Raw genomic sequence first — 440 nt, 5'->3', positions numbered from 1 at the left:
GCACGCTGACGCTGCCGCACGTCGGGTTCAACCGGCACGTCGGCGTCTTCTCCGGGCACCACGTGACACCGGCGGGCGAGCTCGTCGGAGAGGACGCGTGGAACGCCAAGGCCGACCGCTGGCTGCCGTCGGAGGCCGACAAGACCCATGTCCGGTCGCTCATGCGGCCGGTCTACGAGCCCGGGAAGATCGCGGGCTGGATCGCACCGCCGTCCAACGGCATCAACGGTCAGCCGTTCGACTACGAGTACGTGCGCCTGGCCTGATCACGCCCGTCGTTCTCCCGCAGCCCGGCCGCGTCCCCGCGACCGGGCTGCGGTGTGTGCACCATGCCTGATTGAATGAAGACCTGTTCATATGTTTTGACGTTCAGCCTCCATCGTGCTTACGATCCGACACGACGCTTCGCATAGTGAACGACACGACGCCGTGAGGAAGAG

The 440-nt window shown here is 65.9% G+C and carries 1 pseudogene; it reads left to right on the top strand.

Annotation, left to right across the window (positions count from 1 at the left end):
• Positions 1-266 (top strand): annotated as a pseudogene (locus TOK_RS31415) (benzoyl-CoA 2,3-epoxidase subunit BoxB); the annotation flags it as partial.
• Positions 267-440 lie beyond the last annotated feature (174 nt).

The sequence above is a fragment of the Pseudonocardia sp. N23 genome (assembly GCF_002583555.1).
Classification (GTDB): Bacteria; Actinomycetota; Actinomycetes; order Mycobacteriales; family Pseudonocardiaceae; genus Pseudonocardia.
The sequence above is the reverse complement of the archived record's forward strand: the minus strand, read 5'-3'. Positions and strand labels throughout refer to the sequence as shown.